The sequence below is a fragment of the Maricaulis sp. B-26 genome, assembly GCF_056857855.1.
Map to the genome: position 1 here is coordinate 137139 of NZ_JBSXNX010000023.1, position 21710 is coordinate 158848.

General features: G+C 57.4%; 18 protein-coding genes, 1 tRNA gene and 1 pseudogene. 8 read left to right on the top strand and 12 right to left on the bottom strand.

What is annotated here, in order from left to right:
* Position 1: 1 nt before the first annotated feature.
* The 6 genes from AC13HB_RS09980 to AC13HB_RS10005 form a co-directional block, all read right to left on the bottom strand.
* Complete coding sequence (locus tag AC13HB_RS09980) at positions 2-1207, bottom strand: GIY-YIG nuclease family protein (protein WP_482949599.1); 1206 nt, start codon at positions 1205-1207, stop codon at positions 2-4.
* Positions 1200-3248 carry a DEAD/DEAH box helicase gene (locus tag AC13HB_RS09985; protein ID WP_482949600.1) on the bottom strand — a complete coding sequence of 683 codons (2049 nt, stop codon included), beginning with the start codon at positions 3246-3248 and terminating at the stop codon, positions 1200-1202. The genes AC13HB_RS09980 and AC13HB_RS09985 overlap by 8 nt, the downstream gene beginning before the upstream one ends.
* A gap of 7 nt (positions 3249-3255) precedes the next feature.
* Positions 3256-4422 carry a hypothetical protein gene (locus AC13HB_RS09990; RefSeq protein ID WP_482949601.1) on the bottom strand — a complete coding sequence of 389 codons (1167 nt, stop codon included), beginning with the start codon at positions 4420-4422 and terminating at the stop codon, positions 3256-3258.
* Positions 4419-7151 carry a class I SAM-dependent DNA methyltransferase gene (locus AC13HB_RS09995; RefSeq protein WP_482949602.1) on the bottom strand — a complete coding sequence of 911 codons (2733 nt, stop codon included), beginning with the start codon at positions 7149-7151 and terminating at the stop codon, positions 4419-4421. Before AC13HB_RS09995 ends, AC13HB_RS09990 begins: the two co-directional genes overlap by 4 nt.
* Positions 7152-7469: 318 nt before the next feature.
* Positions 7470-7958 carry a hypothetical protein gene (locus AC13HB_RS10000; RefSeq protein WP_482949603.1) on the bottom strand — a complete coding sequence of 163 codons (489 nt, stop codon included), beginning with the start codon at positions 7956-7958 and terminating at the stop codon, positions 7470-7472.
* A complete protein-coding gene (locus AC13HB_RS10005) occupies positions 7943-8203 on the bottom strand; it encodes an ECs_2282 family putative zinc-binding protein (RefSeq protein WP_482949604.1) in 261 nt (86 codons plus the stop codon). Before AC13HB_RS10005 ends, AC13HB_RS10000 begins: the two co-directional genes overlap by 16 nt.
* Before the next feature lie 585 nt (positions 8204-8788).
* On the opposite strand from AC13HB_RS10005, the gene AC13HB_RS10010 reads away from it, so the two are divergent.
* The 3 genes from AC13HB_RS10010 (at position 8789) to AC13HB_RS10020 (ending at position 11729) form a co-directional block, all read left to right on the top strand.
* Positions 8789-9187, top strand: coding sequence for a hypothetical protein (locus AC13HB_RS10010; RefSeq protein WP_482949605.1), 399 nt, complete (start codon positions 8789-8791; stop codon positions 9185-9187).
* 120 nt (positions 9188-9307) lie between these two features.
* On the top strand, positions 9308-11395 hold the full coding sequence (locus AC13HB_RS10015; RefSeq protein WP_482949606.1) for a type IV secretory system conjugative DNA transfer family protein: 2088 nt from the start codon (positions 9308-9310) through the stop codon (positions 11393-11395).
* Between the two features lie 133 nt (positions 11396-11528).
* Positions 11529-11729, top strand: a complete 201-nt coding sequence (locus AC13HB_RS10020; protein ID WP_482949607.1) for a hypothetical protein — start codon at positions 11529-11531, stop codon at positions 11727-11729.
* Positions 11730-12357: 628 nt separating this feature from the next.
* Here AC13HB_RS10020 and AC13HB_RS10025 read toward each other — a convergent pair.
* Positions 12358-12858 (bottom strand): antirestriction protein ArdA, encoded by a 501-nt coding sequence (locus tag AC13HB_RS10025; protein ID WP_482949608.1) that lies wholly within the window; start codon positions 12856-12858, stop codon positions 12358-12360.
* Between the two features lie 186 nt (positions 12859-13044).
* Entirely contained in the window at positions 13045-13647 is a 603-nt protein-coding gene (locus AC13HB_RS10030) for a hypothetical protein (protein WP_482949609.1), read from the bottom strand.
* A gap of 245 nt (positions 13648-13892) precedes the next feature.
* On the opposite strand from AC13HB_RS10030, the gene AC13HB_RS10035 reads away from it, so the two are divergent.
* Entirely contained in the window at positions 13893-14189 is a 297-nt protein-coding gene (locus AC13HB_RS10035; protein ID WP_482949610.1) for a hypothetical protein, read from the top strand.
* Positions 14189-15226: pseudogene (locus AC13HB_RS10040) on the top strand (recombinase family protein); the annotation flags it as partial. The gene AC13HB_RS10035 and the pseudogene AC13HB_RS10040, both read left to right, overlap by 1 nt.
* A gap of 493 nt (positions 15227-15719) precedes the next feature.
* Here AC13HB_RS10040 and AC13HB_RS10045 read toward each other — a convergent pair.
* Positions 15720-15796: transfer RNA gene (locus AC13HB_RS10045), tRNA-Arg, on the bottom strand.
* Positions 15797-15925: 129 nt separating this feature from the next.
* The gene (locus tag AC13HB_RS10050) at positions 15926-16936 is read right to left on the bottom strand and encodes a P1 family peptidase (RefSeq protein ID WP_482949611.1); all 1011 of its coding nucleotides are present in this window, start codon (positions 16934-16936) and stop codon (positions 15926-15928) included.
* A gap of 88 nt (positions 16937-17024) precedes the next feature.
* Between AC13HB_RS10050 and AC13HB_RS10055 the strand changes: the two genes are divergently transcribed.
* Positions 17025-18797, top strand: coding sequence for a gamma-glutamyltransferase family protein (locus tag AC13HB_RS10055; protein WP_482949720.1), 1773 nt, complete (start codon positions 17025-17027; stop codon positions 18795-18797).
* On the opposite strand, the gene AC13HB_RS10060 is transcribed toward AC13HB_RS10055, so the two are convergent.
* A complete protein-coding gene (locus tag AC13HB_RS10060) occupies positions 18794-20272 on the bottom strand; it encodes a sensor histidine kinase (protein ID WP_482949612.1) in 1479 nt (492 codons plus the stop codon). The two genes, AC13HB_RS10055 and AC13HB_RS10060, sit on opposite strands and share 4 nt — an antisense overlap.
* 25 nt (positions 20273-20297) lie before the next feature.
* Positions 20298-21050 carry a TVP38/TMEM64 family protein gene (locus tag AC13HB_RS10065; RefSeq protein ID WP_482949613.1) on the bottom strand — a complete coding sequence of 251 codons (753 nt, stop codon included), beginning with the start codon at positions 21048-21050 and terminating at the stop codon, positions 20298-20300.
* 130 nt (positions 21051-21180) lie between these two features.
* On the opposite strand from AC13HB_RS10065, the gene rpmH reads away from it, so the two are divergent.
* Together rpmH and rnpA are read left to right on the top strand one after the other, a co-directional pair.
* Positions 21181-21315 (top strand): 50S ribosomal protein L34, encoded by a 135-nt coding sequence (gene rpmH, locus AC13HB_RS10070; protein WP_482949614.1) that lies wholly within the window; start codon positions 21181-21183, stop codon positions 21313-21315.
* 5 nt (positions 21316-21320) lie between these two features.
* Entirely contained in the window at positions 21321-21698 is a 378-nt protein-coding gene (gene rnpA, locus AC13HB_RS10075) for a ribonuclease P protein component (RefSeq protein ID WP_482949615.1), read from the top strand.
* The last annotated feature ends 12 nt before the right edge of the window (positions 21699-21710 follow it).

Here is a 21710-nt window from a genome sequence, read left to right on the forward strand (position 1 = left end):
TCTACCGCCTAGAAACTTCATTCGTCTGGACCAAGCCCGCCACGTCAGGAGAGTAAAGATACTCGCTGATCGTACCGTCCTTGAATTTTTCAATCGCTTCGTTGATCACGAAGAGCGGGACCAGGAACCACTCACGCGGCTCAACCGGATTTCCAAAGCGGTCTTTGATGTCAATTTGCAATCTCGCGGGCTCAAAGACGCGGTGCATTAGGCGTTCGAACTTTTTTCGATTGATATTGAATAGCTCGTAAGTCGCGACGACCTCGACGTCGGCCAGAAGATAAGTCGCATCTTTTGCTGCGTTGGCGATGCGCTTCTCAACGCTACCGCCTGTAACGCCGATCTTGTGCAGCACCTCACGATTTTCAGCTACGACCGGATGGCTGGATTTGCTCCTCAGCACGTAAATTGTTCCGCTGGCCAGGTCTTCGTCTTCCTGCTCTCCTCCGAACAAAGGGCCAGCCGAGGGATCGGTGATGCGGCGTCCAGCTTCATCCTTGTGAAGCGCTCGTTGAAGCGACCGCATTAGCATGTTGCTCTCAGTACCGTTGTCGAAAATCACGCGGAGACGCGCATCGGTCATGCCCTGTGGCGTCAAGAATGCCTCGTCCATATGAGCCACGTAGGCTTTCTGACCGCCAACGACAAAGAAGCGTCCAGGCGCAATTTCCGCTTTCCGCTCAAACGGGCGGGTGGTTCTCATTCCGGTATCGAGTTCGTGTTGGACTTGATCGAATAGCGGCTTGAACTTCTCAAAATCCTCGCACTTCTCACGATTGGCAACTTCTTCCGCTGCCCGCTTCTCAGCAGCCGATCGAACATGACGCAATTCGGTGATCGATGCAGTTTCGCTCTCAACGCCCAGTTCGCGGAGAAGGGCATCATCATCAAGTTCTTCTACATCAGGCGAGTCCGCTGACGATGTTCCTGCCACAAGCCCTTGGTGATCGAGCGGTTCGACCAAGGCTCGGCACTCTTCCAGCTTGCGGATACGATCAAGCCGGACGGCATAGAGACGCTCGAAAATATCTCGCTCTTCGCCGTGCTGCGGGACGCGATCATGTTCTTCGACGAAGCGCTGAATTTCTTCAAAGCCCGCGATAATGCGCTCCTCGCGCGGCGTCCGTGTGACCGCTTTCTTAGCTTCGACCTTAACGCCTAACTCGGCTAATAGGGCATCATCTTCTTCTGTGAACTCTTTAGCCATTGGCAGCCTCCGCTTTCATGCGGGCGAGGAAGGCGACGCCTTCGGCCATTTTCTTTTCCCAGGCATCCTGCGAGGTAATCGACGGCAAACGTCCACGTTCCTGCTTGAACTTCAGGGCGCGTTTAGCGAGGTCGCGCGCCTCTTCAGCGGTAAGCTTGACCTGCTTGCCGGACATGATGGCTTTGACCTGTTTCAAGCGATCTTCGTTCATAGTTTTGGAGAGGATGGCATAAGCCTCAGAGAACGGATTGATCCGGTCGATCAGGTCGATATCCAACTCGCGTACGTCGGTAACGTATTTGCGGACGCCTTCGACAAAAGCTGTATTCGCTTTGATTTCGTTGTCGCCGCTTTCATTGGCGGCTTTCTTCGCTTCTTGGGTGAGGTTCAGCGCCGCGATAGCGCGTTGACGCACAGCTTCCTGATCGTCTTCATCCAGCTCGGGGTAGCGATCCTTGATGATCTTACCCATACGCACCTGGGTCAGCTCTTCTGGTACCAACTCCTCATCGAACAAGCCGCGCTCGATAGAGGCTTTATCCTGTACGAATGCGGTGATGACCTCGTTCAGGTCTTCGCGGCAAATTCGTTCAGCCTCTTGTGTCTTTGGTTCTTTCAGACCCTTGATTTCGATCTGGAACTGGCCACTGTTCTCGTTGAAACCGACATTGCATTTATTTGGATCGTAGCCGTCTTCGCCATAGTCGAAATCTGCCTGCGGCCCGGTATTCGGGTTCTTAGGTGTGAAGTTGAAGCGTGGTGCGAGAACTTGCTCCATGAGCAAGCTTGCGGCGATGGCTTTCAGCGTATCGTTCACCGCTTCAGTCACGGCTTCTTCGGAGGCATCAGGCTCGGCGATTAGATTGGTGAAGCGGGCTCGCGTTTTGCCTTCCGCGTCGCGTGTCGCGCGTCCAATGATCTGCACAATCTCGGTGAGGCTCGAACGGTAGCCAACGGTCAGAGCGTGCTCACACCAAATCCAGTCAAAGCCTTCCTTGGCCATGCCCAGGGCGATGATGATATCGACATGATCGCGGTTATTCTTTTGAGCGGGGTCTTTGAGGGCGGCTGAAACCTTGTCGCGCTTGGACGGGTCGTCATCGACCAGGTCGGCGATTTTGAGGATGCGTCCATCTGGGCGCTTCACCAGTTGGAAGCCGGTGGTCGGGTCGGTCCCTTGCCAATCGCCCAGCTCCTCGATGATGTGCTCCACCTCGCGGATTTTGTCTTTTGTGCTCTCGCGGGAGTTCACGCTCGGAATGTGAATGATTGTCTTCTGATCGGGATCAAGCACTTTAAGAATGTCATCGGCGTATGCTCCTGAATAGAAGAAGTAGCCGATATCTAGCGATTTCAGCCACGTGTAGCCATTGAGCTGCTCGTAATAGGTGTAGGTGACCGGCTCGAATTTCACTTCGTCTTCGGGCATCAGAACCGGGTCGGCATCGCCACGGAAATAGGAACCCGTCATCGCGACGATATGAACTTTGTCGCGCGCGATCAGAGCGGCGAGATGCTGGCCAAGCTTGTTGTCGGGATTAGCCGAGACGTGGTGGAACTCATCGACCGCAATCAGGCGGCCATCAAAGGCTTCGATCCCGAACTTATCGACGGCAAAGCGGAAGGTCGCGTGGGTGCAGACCAAAATCTGGTCGGCGCTATCGAGGAAAGCGCTGACGGAATTGACTTTGCCGCCGTCCTCCCCGGGCGCATTGCAAAGATTCCACTTGGGAACGACTGCCCAGTCAGCCCAGAAACCGAATTTCGAAAGCGGCTCGTCGTTGAAGCTTGAACCGATGGATTTCTCTGGCACAACGATGATCGCTTGCTTCACACCCTGATTGTGCAGCTTGTCGAGCGCGACAAACATGAGTGCGCGGCTCTTCCCTGAAGCAGGAGGGGATTTGATCAGGAGGTATTGCTCACCTCGCTTTTCATAGACCTGTTCCTGCATCGGGCGCATGCCCAGCTCATTCGATTTGGTCGAATTGCCATTGGCAGAATATTGAACTGATACTGATGGAACAGATTTTTCTTTCATAAATACCTCAAGTGTTTGTTTTTACGGCAGCACAACCAAGTCGCCACGCGGTCTCAATATCGTTTTCATTTGCGAGATAAAATTCGCCGCCAAGCCATTCTGCATGGCTGGCCAAATGTCGCTTCATGGCGTCCTCACCGAGCACGGCAACGGCATGGTTAGCGCATAAGGGCAAGCCCAACGACTTGCGTGTGCGATCCACCGTCCAGCGAAATGATCCACGTGGCATCGCCTTCTGCAAGGCTTGCCGGCGTAGGTCCGGACTCGCGGACAGGCCGATCTTGATGATTGAACGTGTCTCCCCCTGCCGCCCGAGATAGGCGGAAACATCCCCTGACAGCCTGAGTATGTAGAGATCACGCGGCAGGCTGTGTGAGCCTTGGCTCACTTCATAGCCTTCGCTGGCCGCAGGTCCGGCGCGAACCAGCCCGCGCTGCGGTTCTTCTTCGGATAACGTCTGCGCAGCAACAGGCTGATAAATCTCGACCTCTTCACAGGGGATCGCTCTCAGACGCGCGATGATCTGCGGATCGATGAGAACCTCCCCCATCGCCGCAATATGGCGCGCATGACGCCCCAGATCGGGGAAAATCTCCATCGCGCTTGGCCGATATTCCGGAAGATAGCTGAAGGCGCGCAGCGCGCGGTTCGAATGACGCCATTTAGCTGGTTCCCGACCGTGGTGGATGGGGTGGGTGAATTCATTACGGTCGCCAGTGTCGTGACTGACAAGGTAGAAGCCCGCAATCTTGCCTTTTAGATCAGGGTCCGTGTCGGTCTGATTGCTGGTCACATAACAAACCGTGATGAAGGGGTTGGATAGCTGCGCCATCAGATTGGCGCGGCGCGTTAAGCCGCGATCGCCCGACCAACCAACCGTGCCCCAGGTTTCCGGACTCCATCCCCAGAAAGAAGTGAACAAGACCGAGGTGGCATCGGTCCAGACCTCACTCACATCGGCTCGGCCACGCGCGACGGCCTGGAAATGCGCCTCGAAGGCGTGGACGCTGCCATAGGTTTCGACGACGCGTGTCTGAACCTTGCGCATCATGTCTTGGCCGCGCTCTGGCCACTGGTGGTAGGCGAACATGGCGGTGAAGTCACCGAAAATGCGCTGAGCAATGTCGGATATGACTTTGGCATCACCGCCGGGGCTGTAGGGTCGATCGCTCATGCCGCCCCCTTGGTTTTCGTCATTTTGGTGTAAAGCTCGAACAGCTTTTCGAGCCTCTCAGTGTCATTCTTGAAACGACGCCCAATGTAGATGCGTTCAAGGACTTCATCGTTACGCTCATGCGCAGCACGCAGGTCGTCAGGCATTTTATCGGGATCGTAGAGATCAGCGATGGTGGCAGGCCAATGCGCCTCTCTTGCTACAAGAATACCTTCAGCGCACTGAGACAGGTCTTCCTTGTTTTTCTCGGTCATCTTAGGAACAGGGAACGTGTTCCACCCCATCGTATTAGAGTACCGAAACCGTGTTTCGAGCTTTCCGCAGATGGCTGCAATCCAAACTAGGTGCAATCTGGAGGCCAGTAGAGATAAATTCCAAAGCGGCGCGTCATATATAGCAAACGCTTGATTTGTCGTTCCAATCCGCCCTGGCAGGATGGTCGTTGGCAAATACTCCCGCGTTTCAGATGAAACTTGAGGCGCGAGGATCGTCGTAGCACGAGGAAGATTTCGATCTCGATACTGATGCGGGCGGTCAGCCAACGCGTTGTAGCTGGGGTCTTTGCTGTTCGTCCGAGTTTCCCGAACTTTTTCGATTCGGGCGGCTATCTCAGGTATTGAACGAGCGAACGGCAAATCAATGTCATCGATCCAGATACAATACCGGCACTGGCCTTTGATGAATTCTTGCGCTCCATATAAAGGCAGAATCAGACGATCGGCTTCGGGGTAGGTTTTAATTATTTTATCTTTTTCAGACTGATTTAGTGATAGATGGTTTCCGTCTCCCGGCAAATTTCCATAGTTCATTTTTGAGATTTGGGAGATCGGCCTGCTTTGCGCACTCACAACAACTGAATGTCCTGGAAGTAGATACGGGGATATTTCATCCACTTCTCGCACCGTATCACCGTCAAATAGCTTTTTTGTTCGGCGATTTTTACCCACACCGATTATTACGACAGTAACTCCCGCGTTATTGGCGGCACTGTTCGCCCATTTGAATGATTGATGGGCGAAGTTTATCCGAAGCCCTTTCCCGAATAGATGTGGCCAATAGATTGGTACTTGTGTCCCTTGGGAAACGGAGTTTGTTGTAACAAATGCGAATTCCCCGCTTTGATGGATTACAAAGTCAGAGGCCTTTTCAATCCAACCGAAAACGTAGTCCAGCGAGGCGCTAGACTTTATCCGATCTCCGAGAATTGCCTTAAGATCGCTCTTCTGAAATTTGTCTTGATTTCGCCTTCCGATATACGGTGGGTTTCCACAGATATATGTTTCACCTCCCTCGTTCTCGAAATCGATCTCGGCTTGATCCAATGGCGTTTCGAACAAGTCATCTGAAGAAATTTTCACGCCTGTTCCAGTGGGCGGGCATATGCTCAGCCAATCCAGACGAAGGGCATTGCCGCAGGTGATCCAGTTCATTGCATTCAACGGCAGGAACTCTTTCAAAGCTTCTTGCTGGCCGCGATAAAGAACATCACATTGGAACTCTGCAATAATGAGTGCGAGACGCGCGATTTCTGCCGAGAAGTCTCGTAGTTCGATGCCTCGAAAGTTCGTAAGCGGGATATCCGTTCGACGCTCTTTCTCGCCGCGCCGCTTGTTGATTTCGGCTTCTATCGCCCGCATTTCCTTGTAGGCGATCACAAGGAAATTGCCTGAGCCGCAGGCCGGATCGAAGACACGGATTTTGGCGATCCGGTTTCGAAGATTCAGAAGCTTGCGCGAGTTATCGCCTGCTTCCTCCAGCTTCTCTCGGAGATCATCCAGAAAGAGCGGATTGAGCACCTTCAAAATATTGGGCACGCTTGTGTAATGCATGCCCAAAGCACCGCGTTCTTCATCATCCGCAACGGCCTGAATCATCGATCCAAAGATATCTGGGTTGATCTTCTTCCAATCGAGATTGCCGATATGGAAGAGATAGCGCTGCGCAATCCGGCTGAAACGCGGTACGTCTGTCGAGCCGGAAAACAGGCCACCATTTACGTACGGAAATTTGTCGGCCCAGCGTGGAATCTTGGCCTCGGCGCGCTCTTCAAACTTCGTGTTCATCGCACGGAAAAGCTCGCCAATAACCTCATGCGTGTTTGAGGAATCGCGTTCGCTCATTTGCTCGATAGTGCCGGTGAACAGGTTCTCACCGTCAAAGATATCCGTGTCTTCCGCAAAGAAGCAGAAAATCAGCCGCGCCATGAAGTGGTTCATGTCGTGTCGGCGTTCTTCCGTCCCCCATTCAGGATTGTCTTTCAAAAGCTCGACATAGAGCCGGTTCAGACGACTGGTGGCCTTAATGTCGAAGGCGTTTTCGCGGATTTGCTTGACGGTCGAAATGCCCGCCAGCGAGAGAAAGAAGCCAAAGTGGTCGGGGAAGTCTTTGTAGGCACAGGCGACCGTCTCGCCGCCAATCAGGTCTTCCGCCTCGAACTCGCTTCCATCAGTCGCGAGCACATACTTGGCTTTGGCCTTTGTCGTCGCAGGGCTTTCCTTCAACGCGCGAAGCGTCTCCGTCACCGTGCCAGGATTGCAGACTTTGATATGGATGTTGTTGGTTTGAAGAACGCCGCCCTGATCTGATTTGTTCGACGCACCAGATCGAAGCTTCTTGATCGTGGTGGCTTTGTTGCCAAACGCCTCAAGGAACGCGAACGGGAACTCCTGCGGCTCAAATGGCTGCTCAGCTAGCTCCGAAATAGCTTCTTCAATTTCAACTGCGTTCACGGTCGGACGTATCCTTGTTGTCTTGTTCTTCGTCGTGATCCCGGATGTGCGCGCGCATGTAATCCCGAAGGACTTGCGCCGCTGGGCGATCCTGCGCGCGACAGACTTCTATGAATTTTTCACGGAGGTCTCGTTCCACGCGGATACGGAAACCGGAATCTTTTCCCGACATTTTGAAAGTGTATCCATTGTGGCCACGATTGTGAAGGGCCATTACAACCTTATGTAGAGAATAATGAAGCCCCATTTTTTAAAAAGTGAATTGTAGACAATGAAGGGCGGGCAGCACCGGCCTAGACGGAATGCTGCGTATTGGTCTCAAAATGTGAGGTAGACGGTCTTGCTCTTATTCTGCCCGTCATCGTCGCTCCAAACAATTTCGATTGGTTGCTTCCTCGCGGTCTGCATGTGGACAAATGCGAGCAACTCAACAGAATTATGTCTTTCCATAAATTCCATCGGGAATTTATCTGCCACTTCTCGCTCGGTAATAATGTTGGTGCCCTCTGGGATGCGAATGTCGACGTTGTGTGCGACGGCTTCACCCTGATTCCATACTTTCACACGGTAGCTCGATTTTCCCATTTTTATGAGCTTCGCGCCCATATCAGCTTTGCTGGATGCCTGGAGGTTTTGAAGCTCGCGCGCCAATAGCCGTTCGTTCAGCTCATGCTGGGTCTCGACGAACTTTTTTTGCCGCGCATTACGCAACTCGCCGAGGACCAAGGCCACCAATGAGACGAGGAGGGCCAGACCCGCAATGATGGCGCTAGCGAGACTAGAATAATCAGCTACCGGGCTTTCCATTTGCTCCCCTTGAACATGTCTTTTAATTGCTTTTGGATATCTTTAGTTACTTCGCCGATGACCTCATTCTTGTTGATTTCGATGTTCTCGGCATTCGCTTCGATCAAATCGTCACGAGACATCTCGGTCTTGCATTGCTGGCAAGTAACTGGGATCAATTCGTCCTCGTCATCATACTGGAATTGATCATGTCCACACGTTGGGCAAAGAAGGGATATGCTACGGTTATATTTTTCGGCACTCATTTGAATCTCGTATTCTAGTGATCACACCTAGATATTATACCAAGTCGAGAAATAGAACAAAAGCAAAACATCGATAATGTTCACAGCAATGTTCCAGGGAGCACGGAACCCGTTTGATCGATGGGTGCAGGGAGAGCAGAAATCTCACCTGCGAGTAGTTCAGCGGCGATACGCTGACGGCATCCAAACGGCGCACGGTTGGTCTCGATGAAGTCGTCTCCATGACATGGCCATGGGGGTATCGGGGGAGCTTGGAGGCTCACCTGATCTGCGATCGAACGGCAGGCTGTTCGGACATGGGGAGGTGTCGGAGGGGAGAGGTCATTCTCCGCCTCTGATGAGGGATCAATCGGCGATACGATTGGATGGTGCTGGGTAGGTTCAATACCTGGTCAGCGCCAAGGCTTGGGGTATCCAACAGGGGGCGCAGCAGCCCCTTTGGCAAGGTCGGCGTTGTAGTACAACGCACACCTTGCGCGTCAAAAAACGCGTCCAAATCGGGTGAAAACCGCGAAATACCCGGCTTTACTGCACTTTTGACGATTTCCGTGCTACGTCGATTCCCATCGAGACGTGGAGTGCGATGTGTCTGATAGCTGGGATGAGAAACACGCCCGGAACAAAGGAGCGGCGAAAAATGCCTTCGAAGAGAAGGCTTCGGGCGCCCCAAAAGAGGAGCCGTCGAGCGACCTTTTGAACGCGCTCGAAGGGCTCAATGACCGGCGATCGGGCGTCCCGGATCGCCGGAACTCTGACATTCACCGCATCACACAAGAGTTGGATGATGAGGCTCAAAAGGAAGAAGGAGCCGAACTTCCCGAACTGGAAAAGCCACGTCCCAGACCACCTTCGTTGAGCCTGGGCGGTGAAACTATCCGGCCAGCTCCAAAGTATGCCGCGCCCGAACGCGATGAAGCTGCACGCGATCGTATGCGGGCTCTTTTGCAACGCGGCAAAGAGCAAGATCGAGAACGCGACCGTTAGTGAAAAAATCTGCGGGCATTGGCCGCTAATTTCGCAAAACGGGCGATTGGCTTAACTTTCGATAATAAACGGCACTCACACACGTTGACAGTTTTTCAACGTAAGAGGAGTGCCCAAACGATGGACCCAATAATTTCGTGGTTCCGCTCTCTCTGGGACAGCATTCAAGATTTAGCTGACACAGCGCTTTCCAGAGAGCCAAGTCCAAAGCGGAAGGTTGAGAAGTTTTTGAGGAGCAAGCCGCCCTCAAAATCGTCACCTGAGACGAAATCGAAGGTTAAACCTGATCCCAAACCATTTCTCAAATGGCTTGGCTGGGGCGCGATCGCTGTCTTCGGTGTGGCCGTCACGGTGGCCGTCGTGAGCTTTGGTTTCAGCGGCGAAGAAAGCGGCGGCAATCAAATCCAATATGATGCCTATGGCATGCCAATCGGCGGCGGTGATCTTGGCGCTGCCATGAACCCAATGCGCGGCCTCACGTTAAGCAGCCTCATGGGCGGATTTGTGCTCGGGGTTGGATTGGTCGCAATCCTCGCCTTTTGGCGTTGGGTTGTTCACAAGCATGGATGGGTGGCGCTCGTTGTTCTGTGCGCGTTGCTCGTCCTCATCGGAGACACAAGCGACTCTGCATCGACAACATCCATGGCGTCGATGCTGGCCTTCATCACTGGCTTTAGCGCGGGCATTGCCCTGGCGGCGAAGTTTCTTCTCGTCATCAGACCGCCTACGGAAATACCGGACATCTTCGGCTCCTCACGGTGGGCGACGTTCGATGACATCACAGATGCCGACCTGATTGGTTCAATGGACAAGGGAGACGGTCTTTTCCTCGGCAAAGAGCAAGAGAAAGGCGTCCCGCTCGTCTATCGGGGCGACATGCACGCATTGACGGTCGCGCCGACGCGAACGGGTAAAGGAGCTGCTGCAATCATTCCGAACCTTCTCCGGTCAAAAAGCTCAATTCTCGTCATTGATCCCAAAGGCGAGAATGCGCGGCGCACGGCAGCAAAGCGTGCTGCGATGGGTCACAATATCAAAATTGTAGACCCATGGGGCATTGCTCAAGAAGCTGACAAGTTTGGCCCTGGGGCCGATGCGGGCTTCCATGCCCATTTCAATCCTTTGGACGCTCTTCGTGCAGATGATCCAGACCTTGGATCGGACGCGATGCAACTCGCCGACGCGCTCGTTGTCTCAACTGACAAAGAGCCATTTTGGAGCGATGAGGCCAAAGCGCTGATTGCTGGTTTCATCCTCTATGTCGTCGTTGCTCCTGAAGAAGAGGGCAACCGAACGCTTGGCCGGGTCCGGGATATCCTGTCGCTGCCTCCGGCTGCGGATACGGAAGATGAGAATCTTCCTGGCACGATGGATGAGATTTTGATGCGGATGGCGGTCTCGCCTCATCCGCTGGTGAGCGCCGCCGCTTTCCGCATTGCTCAGAAGGCGGAGAAGGAACGCTCTGGTGTGATCTCCTCGGCGCAATCAAACACGCATTTTCTCGATAGCCCTAAAATCCGTGACAGCCTGGCCAAGTCAGACTTCAAGTTCTCCGATCTTAAAACTGCCGATGCGCCGACGACGATTTATCTGGTGCTGCCTTTGGATCGTCTCTCGACGTTCAATCGCTGGCTTCGGTTGATGATCTCAAGCGCCATGATCGATCTGACACGCACCCCTGCGAAGTCAGATGCTGAGCCGGTGCGCGTGATTTTGGATGAGTTTGCAGCCCTCGAAAGACTGAAGATTATTGAGACAGCCTTCGGGACGATGGCGGGCCTTGGCGTACAGCTTTGGGCGGTTACACAAGACCTGTCTCAGCTCATGCGCCTCTACGGCGATAAGGGCTGGCAGACCTTCGTCAGCAATGCAGGCGTGTTCCAGTATTTTGGAAGCCGCGACTATGAGACGGCGAAATACGCGGAACATTTGACCGGCATGACGACGATGAAAAAGCGTTCCATCAGCTTCGGATCGTCCTCATCGGCAACCACGTCTTACCCAAGTAGCTCGTCCACTACGGGCCATTCGAAAACTATCTCGTATGACGATGTGCAGCGTCCGCTGGCATATGCAGATGAGATGATGACGCTTCACCGCGATTTGCAGATTCTCTTCGTGGAGAACAACTATCCAATCATCGCTCGAAAACACTGGTGGTTTCGTCAAGCGAAGGCCAGCAAGCCTTTGAACCCTTGGGACGCATAGCTTCGCAGCCTTTACGGATATGCGGCGCTGAACCGAACCGATCGACACCCATTGCCTGGAAATTGTGTGGCGGGACAGGCGAGGTGCTCGAACGGTTCGGTCGCCGCAATTACAAACGTAAAGGAGCGACGCGATGTCTCTTCAAATCATTTCAAAGGCGGAAGCTGCCCGCATGCCGATAGCGCAACTTCGAGCGTTGCATCATTTGTTCGCCGAAGAGCTGGCAAATAGCGAATGCGGTTCAGAGTTTGCTCAAGCGATTGCGCACAATCTGCATATCGTCATCAACGAGCTTAGCACTCGAAATCGGCTGAGCAGGTATCCAAGACGCTAGACGTTAGTCGGACGGCCGCTTCAAAGCCAGCCCAAGCTTTCTAGCTTGGGCTATCGACATCTATGATGGAAAATGGTGAAAAGTATTCGCTTTGCAAATGGGGCGTGAAAGGCTGTTGAAGGATGATCTGGCGAATCCCACTCTTTCTAGTTCTAGTAGTCTATGGCGCTTGGTGTGCAGTCACATTTGGCGTAGGCGGCTCTGCCACCAATGGTGAGCAAGAAGCCAGTAGCATATGGCAGATAGTTGCCTTTTTCTTGCTTCTGATTCTAGTCTATAATTTGTACATTGTTCTGACTACTAAAGTTTTAGTCGATGGCTTTGGCCTATCTAACGAATTTTCGAAAACCGGGTCGCACGGAACCATAAATACGGTAACTGGACATGTGAGTGTGCATGATAGGTATGAGAGTGCTCGAAGTTACGTTTTTAAGTTTGTCGCAGGAGCCCAGTGGTTCGGGTTTTTGATTTTGCTTGTTCTTTCGAGTCCGGACATTCAGTTAATCAGTGTGCCTATTGGTGCACCGGGTTTCAGAGAAACCACTGGCGCACTTTTTAACTTCCTCGGGCAAGTTCTTTAGGCGCCTCCTTACTCGCATATATCCGCTTTTGAATTGGGTCGCCCAGCTTACAGCTGGACGATCCATTGACGATTACCAAGTTCCAGTTCGGTAACTTCGCCGCCCAGGCGCATATCGCGGGCAAAGGCTTCGACATCGAAATAGTAGCGAAGGCTTTCCGGTAGCTGGTCAAGAAGCCCGGTGCTCTCGACGTAATCCTCGGCGTATTCGAGAAGCGTGCCTTCAAAGAGCATCACTTCGTCCAGACGATCGATAATCTCTTCCGGCGCGATACATTCGTATCCAGCGAGGTATATGGCGCGCGCGGCCTCGTCTTCGTCGAGGTCTTCAAATTGATCGAACCACAGCGGCAGATTTGCTTGGTTCACGCCGATCGCTTTGAACAGCTCATAATTGTCGCCATCAATGAACTGAATCTCATACTCTTCGACGGGATCGCCGTACTCGTTGCGATGTCGCGATGCTCGCTCGCGGTACTCATCGAGCGTTTCGAAATAGAAGCCCGTCGCTGAAATGTCGTAGGGCGTTGCATGATAAATGTTGGGCATATTGTCCTCCTTTGCTTTGAACGCAGGAGGCTCGGGCGACTGGAATAAAGGCACGCTGCAACTGCCTTCACGGTCACTGGTGCGGAAGGTCGGTTGCAGTGGGCCTGCCAGTCGCCACGGATGCGGTTATCTCAAAGCAGAGGACGGTTTTGCCCAGGCTTCTATGTCTCGGCTGACAGGAGGCGTTCAGGCTTTTCGTAGCGTTTGCTTACATGCCTCGAACATCATCGTCATATGATTGCGCCGGGTCGAACCCAATCGCTTCATAGCTTCATCATCTTCGAGGGCACGGTCGAGTTCAATGTCGCGGAAACGGTCATAGACCAATGCCGTAAGAAACACCGATTTGAAGCTTCCTGTAGGAAGGCCGCGCTGCTCTGTTCTGAGATGCCGAAGTGTGCGGAGCAACATGGGACGCGGCTGGACGAGTGGCAGAAACTCGCACGCTGAACAAAGGCGTCTATTACCGAGAAGGGCTGTTCCTAGGCCATCGAGACTTTCAAACGACTCTCTGATTTCAGACGGACAGTCGAATACGCAAGTGTGAAGGCGCTGCCAAAGCGGATCGTCATCATCAGGCCAGTCAAGCGGTAGGCCGATTTGATGAAATAGCCTGTCAGAGCGAGCAATCATGTCGCGCAGTTTGCGCATGGTTTCAGCGGCTGATCGCTCAGAAATACCGGCTCGCTCACTCGCAATCGGCACAGAAAAGTTTGAGCAAACCGCCCAAAGGAGCGCTTCGACCTGTTCATTGCTCAGTTTTGAGTGGGCGATGTAACGGTTTGCCATAGAAAATATTATTTAATCTCAAAGTGTTAAATGACTCTTCTTCCTCTGATCGGGACAGGTAATTGTCGCATCGCAATAAGCACCGCATTTTGAGTTCGAACATTGCGAAACGGTGCTTTTTTGCCGGATAAGTTATGCACAAAAAGGGCTGAAAGCCCTGAAAATGCTGGACTTTTTGATCCGTATACGGCATAATAAAAATAGAGCCCCCTTCGCGTGCGTGAGACACAAGAAAGGAGTTCAGGATGCCAGACGATCAAAAGAACATCCTGCAATCGTCAACCGTTGACGGTTTCAATCAGGAGGCTCGCAAGGTTCGTTTCGATCCTGAAGCGTACGCTCACCACATTGCACAACTCGACCTCACCGAGACGCAGAAGCTAACGCTCATGCGAACTGTTTGGGACCTGATGGTTCTGTTCGTAGATGCTGGCTTCGGAATCGATGGGCCGACTCTCGCAATGGCTGATAAAGAAAACCAAGAGGCTGAACGCGGGGACAAACCGCGCAAGCAGCTCGAAACGCCGGAGAGCACACCATGATGAATCTAACGAACAAGAAGAGCGAAACCGGCGGAATCGCAGTGATCTACTGCCGTGTGTCGAACGTCAAACAGACGACGCGCGGCGATGGCCTTGGAAGCCAAGAAACACGCTGCCGGGAATATGCTGGCTACAAGGGCTATCGCGTAGAGCAAGTCTTCACAGATGATATGAGCGGCGGCGTAGCTGATCGTCCTGGCATGATGCAGATGCTGGACTGGCTCAAAGAACACCATGCAGAAAATCCGGTTGTTATCATAGATGATGTGTCGCGTCTCGCACGGGGGCTGGACGCGCATATTCGATTGAGAACGGCAATCGGTGGCGCGGGAGGCCGGTTGGAAAGCCCATCGATCGAATTTGGGGAGGACTCAGATTCGGTCCTGGTGGAGAACCTTCTGGCCTCGGTGTCGCAACATCAAAGGCAAAAGAACGCGGAGCAAACCACGAACCGCATGCGCGCTCGGGCCATGAACGGTTACTGGGTGTTTGCAGCGCCTAAAGGCTATCGTTTCGAGCGCTCCAACGAAGGCAAGGTTTTGGTTCGCGATGAGCCTCTCGCCTCAATCGTTCAAGAAGCTCTTGAAGGCTTCGCTTCTGGCCGCTTCGGTACACAAGCGGAGGTGAAGCGCTATCTCGAAGCCCAGCCCCTTTTCCCTAAAGATTTGCCGGGCGGATTTATGCGCAACCAGCGTGTGAACGATCTCCTCACCCAGCCGCTTTATGCCGGTCTGATCTCAATTCCAAAGTGGGGAATTGCGATGCGTGAAGGCCGTCACGAAGCATTGGTCTCTGTCTCGACCTTCGAGAGAATTCAAAAACGCCTGGCAAACCCTGACCGTCAGATCATCCGTAAAGATATGCGGGAAGACTTTCCGCTTCGCGGGGCCGCGTTGTGCGGTGATTGCGATCACCCTCTGACGGCGGCGTGGTCCACGAGCAAGACCGGAACAAAGCATCCGTACTATCTCTGCTATAACCGTGACTGCGAGAGCCACAGAAAGTCTATCAGACGCGATGCGATCGAAGGGGAAGTCGAAGCGGCGCTCGCAAGCGTTACGCCTGCCAAGAGCCTTTTTGAGCTTGCGAGAGCGATGCTGAAAGACCTCTGGGATGGTCGTGTCGATCAAGAACAATCACGTTCGAAAGAAGCCCAGGCGCGTATCAAGGAACTCGACAAAAAGATCGATCAACTCCTCGATCGGATCGTTGATTCAAACTCCTCACGCGTGATCGCGGCGTACGAGGCGAAGATCGAAGGATTCGAAAAAGATAAGCTATTGCTTCGGGAACAGACCAATCGTGTAGGCCAAAAACCGCACACCTTCGAGGAGATGTTCGAACTCGCCTGCCAATTCCTCGCAAACCCCTATGAAATATGGATAAATGGCACTTTGGCGGTGCGCAAATTGGTGCTGAAAATGGTGTTTCCAGCCGGTATTACCTATGATCGAGAAAATGGACTTCGAACCCCAGATTTAGCCTTACCATTCAAGGTGTTAGGCGGTCTCGAAGGTGGCGATTGTAAAATGGCGCACCGGGGAGGATTCGAACCCCCGACCCCCAGATTCGTAGTCTGGTGCTCTATCCAGCTGAGCTACCGGTGCAGGCCGTATGTCCGGGGTCTCAGCCCCGAAGAGGCGCGGAACCTAACCGCGGGTTTGCGGGAAAGCAAGTACCCGAAACGCGTAAAAAACACACCGGATGCAGCACGGGCATTCTCCGCCTCACAGGCGCTAATCCGGCGCCTTATCCGCCGTGTGCGAGCGGGCTGCATGAACGCCGCGCGCGACGGCGCGTGCCAGACAGTCCGCTGCCAGGCTGCCGAGTTCCGCCAGGGCAAGATCGGCGGACGCCTCCGGGAGGTTCCGCCGCGCCGTAGCCAGTGCGAAGACGACATCGCCGTCAAAGGGGGTGTGCACCGGCCGGATAGCGCGGGCGAGACCGTCCTGCGCCATGATGGCCAGGCGCTGGGCCTGCGCCGGGGTGAGCACCGCATCCGTGGCCACGCAGGCGATGGTGGTGTTCTCGCGCGCGCCCGGGTTGATCTTGGCCGCGCCCCAGTCGCCGGGCGGAGCCGACCAGCCGGCGGGCGGGCGGCCGCCCCCGAACTCGCCGTCGATCTCGAAGGGCCAGGCCCAGTAGACGTCGTCATGCCCCGGCAGGGTGACCGAACCGAAACTGTTTACGCTGACCAGCGCCCCCACGGTGAACCCGTCTGCGCTCACCAAACTTGCGCTTCCCGTGCCACCGGCATGCTGTCCGGCGCGGGCGCCATGACCGGCACCGGTGGCGCCTTCCGTGATTTGGCGGGACGCGGCCCCCAGCGCAGCCTGCCCCAGCGCGCGATAGGGCGGCGTCTCGCCCCATGCCTTGTCGCCACCATTCGCAAGATCGTAGAGGATAGCCGACGGCACGACCGGCGAACGCGGCACGCCGGGCATATCCATCAGGGAAAAGCCGCGCCCGGACGCACCGAGACTGGCGGCGACGCCGTCCGCTGCCGCCAGTCCGTAGGACGACCCGCCGGACAGCACCACCGCGTCGACCGCATCGACCAGGGTATGGCTGGCCAGCGCATCGGTTTCCCGCGTTCCCGGACCGCCGCCGCGCACATCGACGGCGCAGACGGCGCGCTCGTCGGGAAGGATGACGGTCACGCCGGTGCCCACCCGCTCGTCCTCGGCCTGGCCGACCTGCAGCCCGGCCACATCGACGAGGCTGTTGCTCTTCCCTGGCGCCGCCATCTATGCCCTCTTATCTATTCGTGCGATCGCGATTGCATCGCGGACAATCATCGCCATCGTAGCGGTCAGTATCGAGGGGGCTAGTTCCATATTGCGTTTTCTGCACACCACCACCTTCCTGGTCACCGGCCTGGTTTCCGGCCTGGTTTCCAGTCTCGCGCTCGCAGCCTGCTCGCCGGCCCCGGCGCCCGATGCTCATAACGAGACTGCACCTGCGACGCCCGCAGAGGCGACGTCAGCCGGACCGGCCATGGTCTCCGCCGCCAATCCCCATGCGGTGGAAGCCGGGCTTGCCGCCCTTCGCAATGGCGGCGATGCCATCGATGCCGCGATCGCCGTGCAGAGCGTGCTCGGCCTCGTGGAGCCGCAGAGCTCCGGCCTCGGGGGCGGCGCCTTCATGCTCTATTACGACGCGCAGGACGGATCGCTGACCGCGTATGACGGCCGGGAGACCGCACCGGCCACCGCGTCGCCGGACCTCTTCCGGGATGCGGACGGTTCCGTATTGAGCTTCTACGACTCCGTTTTCTCGGGCCACTCCGTCGGCGTCCCGGGCGCCGTGGCCATGCTCGCCATGGCGCACGAGGATCATGGCGAACTGCCCTGGGCGAACGGCTTCGATGCCGCCATCGATCTCGCCGAGGACGGTTTCGCGGTCTCGCCGCGCCTGCAGCGCTTCATTGCGGGGGTCGCGCCGCGCACCCCGCTGGATGAATGGCCGGCCTCCCGCGATTATTTCTTCCTCGAGGACGGCAGCCCGCTCCCGGTCGGTCATGTCCTGCAGAACGAAGCCTATGCCGACAGCGCTCGCGCCATCGCGGCGGACTGGCGCAATCTCTATGCAGGTCCGCTCGCCGCAGAGATCGTCGAGGCGGTCCGGGCCGAACCGCGGCCGGGCGGTCTCGCCCTGAGCGATCTGGAAACCTACCAGGCGATCCGGCGCGATGCGCTGTGCCGCCCTTATCGCGAATGGACGGTCTGCGGTGCGCCGCCGCCGGCCTCGGGCGGCGTGACGGTGAACGAGATACTCGGCCTGCTCGAGCCCTATGACATGAGCGAGACCGGACCGGACAGTGTGGAAGGCTGGCGCCGCTTCATCGAGGCCAGCCGCCTCGCCTATGCCGACCGCGACGCCTATATCGCCGATACGGCTTTCGTCAGCGTCCCCGTCGAGGGCCTCCTGGCGGAGGACTACATCACCGCGCGCGCGGCGGGCGTCGATCGCACCACGGCCCTGCCCCGCGTCACGGCCGGCATTCCGGACGGTGTGCAGCAGCCCGGCGCCGACGCAACGCCGAACTCTCCCGGCACCAGCCATTTCGTCATCGTCGACAGCGATGGCGACGTGGTCTCCATGACGACGACGGTGGAGAGCGTCTTCGGCAGCCACCGCATGGCCGGCGGGTTTTTCCTGAACAATCAGCTCACCGATTTCTCGCGCGATCCCGTCGATGCCGAGGGACGGCTCGTGCCCAATGCGCCGGAGGGCGGCAAACGTCCGCGCTCCTCCATGTCGCCAACCATCGTGTTCGATACGGACGGCGAATTCGTGCTGGCGACGGGGTCGCCGGGCGGCTCGTCCATCATCGCCTATACGGCCAAATCCCTGGTCGGCATGCTCGACTGGGGTCTGACGCCGCAGGAGGCGATCGAGCTTCCCAATGTCGTCGCGCGTGGCGATGTGGTGCGGGTCGAGGACGGCATGGCACCGCAGATCGTCAGCGGTCTGGCCGGGCTCGGCTTCACGCTCGACGCCAATCGCGGCGAGAATTCCGGCCTGCATATCGTGCGGCGGATGGAGGACGGCACGCTGATCGGCGGCGCCGATCCGCGGCGCGAGGGCGTGGTCGGCGAGCCCTAGGCCTCGCCGCCGCTCTCCTCTTGCGGCACAGCCGGCAGGGTGATGCGGAAGGTCGTGCCTTCCGCATCGCTGTGCGCGAGTTCGACATCGCCGCCATTGGCCCGGGCCAGTTCGCGGGCGATCGACAGGCCCAGTCCGGTCCCGCCCTTGCGGGCCGAGCCGGTGAAGGGACTGAAGAGATTGGCGCGCGCTTTCGGCGGCAGGCCCGGCCCCGTATCGGCAATCTCGATGTGTACGGCGTCGCCCTCACGCACCGCACCAGCCGTCAGGCGCCGCGGCTCGTCCACGGTCATCATGGCCTGGACGGCATTGCGGCAGAGATTGAACACGATGCGGTGGACATGATCCGGGTCCACCAGCACCACCAGATCCGGCGCGACGGAGTTCTCGCAGACCACGCCGCTGTCCTGCGGCAGAGCGTCATTGGCGACTTCGTCGAGCAACGCCCGGAGCGGGACGGCACGGCGCGTCGGCGGACGCTCCTCTGCCCGCCCGAACTCCAGCGTGGCCTCGCACAGGCGCACGCCCCGGTCCACCGCCCGCACGAGACGCTCGCCCATGCGGCGCACGCGCTCGTCGCTGTCAGCCGCGAGCCGGTCGGAGACGAGCTGGGCGCTGGCCAGCACATTGCGCAGATCATGATTGATCTTGGCCACGGCCCCGCCGAGCGTGGCGAGACGCTCGCGCTGCTGAAGCGCCTGGCGGATTTCCGCCTGCATGCGCGCCAGCTCCTGTTCGGCCTCGCCGATTTCCGTGCGCGAGCCGGAGGGATGGACCATGCGCCCGGGATCGCTCGGATCGGCGCGGAAACGGTTCATTGCCGCCGCAAAGCGGCGCATCGGACGCACGAAGCACAGATAGAGCGCGGCATAGAGGACGATGCCGAGCAGAAAGGCAGCGACGGCGGAGTAAAGCAGGAAGCGGCGCGAGAAGGCCTGCAGCTCCCTGCGCAGGGGGGCCTCGTGCACGATCACGTCGATCAGCTCGTCGGGATAACCCGCCGGCTCGGCCCGGATGCGCAGCAAGCGCCCCGGCGGCGCGAAGAGGACATCGACGGTATCGCGCAGATGGGTCGCCCAGTTCGCCTTGCGCAGATCGCTTTCGACGAAACCCTCCCCGATCGGCCCGCTATAGAGAACGAGCTCGTTCATACCGTCGCGGACGCGCGACACGGCAACCGCGTCGGCGCCCATGAGCAGGGCGCGCACCTCGTCCTCGCCGAGCGCCCCGTCGGGCGCCACATCGGCGGCCAGGGCGGCCAGGTGCGCGGCCTCGGCCCGGTCGGTCATCCATTGCAGGCGGAAGCCGGCGGCGGCCGGGAAGTAGACCAGCGCCACGCCGATCGCGATCACGCCGATGGTCACCATGAGGAGCTGGCCCGGCAGGCTGTCCACCACGGCTCCCACGAGACCGCGCCGCCCCCGCGATGCGCTGGCGGCCGTCTCGGGCGTGTCTGGATCCGGGCGCTGACTCATGACCATTCGGCGCAATAGCCCAGCCTCAGGAGTCCGGCAAGCGCTTCGCGGTCCGCGTCTTCCCGTCCGGCGCCAGCCAGCGGCGCCAGACCAGCGGCGCGAGCGCCAGCGGCAGCACCATCGCCGCGGCCAGCAGGAAAGCCGGATCGAGCAGGGCGCCGAGCCCCGGCGGTCCGGCGGGTTCCAGCAGGGTGGCGAGTCCGGCGCCTATACCGGCATAGAGTACGACCGAGGGGGTCGAGCCGATCAGCGTCCCCGCCACATAGGGCCGGGCTCTCGCCCCGAGCAGGGCGGCGGCCACATTGACGAGGAAGAAGGGCAGCGGCAGGACGCGGAGCAGGATCATCGCCGTGAAGTCGTTGCGCTCGAACAGGGCGGCATAGGCGGTCACCCGCGGCCCGAAACGGTCGCGGGCCCGCTCGCCGGCGATATAGCGGGTCAGCAGGAAGGCATTGAACGCGCCCAGCGTGATCCCGAACAGGGAGACCGGAATGGCCAGCCAGGTCCCGAAGAGAAATCCGGCTCCGATGGTGAACCAGAGCGCCCCGGGCAGGGCGATGGTGACAGTCGCCATGTAGAAGAGGGCATAGGCGATCGCGGCAAGGCCCCGATTCCCGTCGATCCAGAGCGCCAGCTCGCTGCGGCCCGATTGCAGCAGGGCCAGCATGTCGCGCGGGGAGCCCGCCAGGAATAGCAGTGCGAGCATCGCCGCGAGGACGAGCAGCAGCAGAGCCAGCCGGAACACGGCCTGGCGGGATTGCAGGGAAGGGCCTGGCATGCTTTCCTTTCCGTTCGGCCGGCAAAAACGGAGGCCGGGCCTGAGTCTTGTGCGCCAGCCGCCCTTGACGCGACGGCCCAGCTTGCGTATTAGCCGCCGCTCTCGAATTGAACGCCGATGGAGCGCCACCGTGAAACGCACTTTTCAACCGTCCAAGCTCGTCCGCAAGCGTCGGCACGGTTTCCGTGCGCGCATGGCGACGAAATCCGGCCGTCAGGTTCTGGCTCGCCGCCGGGCCAAAGGCCGCAAGCGTCTGTCCGCCTAAGGGCGATGCGCACGACGCCGCCAGCCGTCAAGCGGCTGAAAAAGCGGCGTGAATTCCTGAATGCCGCTAAAGGCCGAAAAGCCGTTCGTGCGGGTGTCGTCGTCCAGTCGACTCCGCGGGACGGCTCTTCGCATTGTGGCGCAGGTTTTACAGCGACCAAGAAGATCGGTAATGCGGTGATCCGCAATCGCTGCAAACGGCGATTGCGCGAAGCTGCTCGGCTGCTACTCCCCCTCCACGGACAGCCCGGTTTTGACTATGTATTCATCGCGCGTGCGGTCACGCCCGATCGGGAGTGGTCGCGACTGCTGGGGGATGTCGAAAGCGCATTGGTGAGCCTTGCCGAAGACGAGGCCCCGGGCAAACGGAAACAGCAAGCCTGAGAGGCCTTTAGT

Bases quoted from the DNA above. Each gene is read 5' to 3' on its own strand.
- AC13HB_RS10035 (WP_482949610.1), top strand. From the start codon at position 13,893: ATGCCAGACGATCAAAAGAACATCCTGCAATCGTCAACCGTTGACGGT.
- rnpA (WP_482949615.1), top strand. From the start codon at position 21,321: ATGCGCACGACGCCGCCAGCCGTCAAGCGGCTGAAAAAGCGGCGTGAA.
- AC13HB_RS10065 (WP_482949613.1), bottom strand. From the start codon at position 21,050: ATGCCAGGCCCTTCCCTGCAATCCCGCCAGGCCGTGTTCCGGCTGGCT.
- AC13HB_RS10020 (WP_482949607.1), top strand. From the start codon at position 11,529: ATGTCTCTTCAAATCATTTCAAAGGCGGAAGCTGCCCGCATGCCGATA.
- AC13HB_RS10030 (WP_482949609.1), bottom strand. From the start codon at position 13,647: ATGGCAAACCGTTACATCGCCCACTCAAAACTGAGCAATGAACAGGTC.
- AC13HB_RS10060 (WP_482949612.1), bottom strand. From the start codon at position 20,272: ATGAGTCAGCGCCCGGATCCAGACACGCCCGAGACGGCCGCCAGCGCA.
- AC13HB_RS10025 (WP_482949608.1), bottom strand. From the start codon at position 12,858: ATGCCCAACATTTATCATGCAACGCCCTACGACATTTCAGCGACGGGC.
- AC13HB_RS09985 (WP_482949600.1), bottom strand. From the start codon at position 3,248: ATGAAAGAAAAATCTGTTCCATCAGTATCAGTTCAATATTCTGCCAAT.
- AC13HB_RS10005 (WP_482949604.1), bottom strand. From the start codon at position 8,203: ATGAGTGCCGAAAAATATAACCGTAGCATATCCCTTCTTTGCCCAACG.
- AC13HB_RS10000 (WP_482949603.1), bottom strand. From the start codon at position 7,958: ATGGAAAGCCCGGTAGCTGATTATTCTAGTCTCGCTAGCGCCATCATT.
- AC13HB_RS09990 (WP_482949601.1), bottom strand. From the start codon at position 4,422: ATGAGCGATCGACCCTACAGCCCCGGCGGTGATGCCAAAGTCATATCC.
- AC13HB_RS10015 (WP_482949606.1), top strand. From the start codon at position 9,308: ATGGACCCAATAATTTCGTGGTTCCGCTCTCTCTGGGACAGCATTCAA.
- AC13HB_RS10050 (WP_482949611.1), bottom strand. From the start codon at position 16,936: ATGGCGGCGCCAGGGAAGAGCAACAGCCTCGTCGATGTGGCCGGGCTG.
- AC13HB_RS09980 (WP_482949599.1), bottom strand. From the start codon at position 1,207: ATGGCTAAAGAGTTCACAGAAGAAGATGATGCCCTATTAGCCGAGTTA.